The 238-nt window shown below is 35.3% G+C and carries 1 protein-coding gene; it reads right to left on the reverse strand.

Going from position 1 to position 238, the window contains the following annotated elements:
- The coding region (locus AC23ME_RS21145; RefSeq protein WP_487729705.1) for a hypothetical protein at positions 1-181 on the reverse strand (181 nt) is incomplete at its 3' end.
- Between the last annotated feature and the right edge of the window lie 57 nt (positions 182-238).

Genomic DNA, 238 nt, shown 5'->3' on the forward strand with positions numbered 1-238 from the left:
CGTAGGTGGCAGAATACAACAGATAAAGTGGCGCCTTTTTATATTGCGTAGTAATTGCAGGATCAAGCGCATGCATAATACCATAGATACGGTTAACCTCTTGATAAGCTGTAGGACTGTAATTACTATTGTCAATAATTGTTTGGATATAACTCAGGCAAGCTGTATTTTGCTTTGACATATTTTTGAAATCTTCGGACTGGTTTTTATTTTTTATTTTTGTACCAAAAACGCCCAT

This window comes from Pedobacter sp. T50_32, assembly GCF_057652195.1.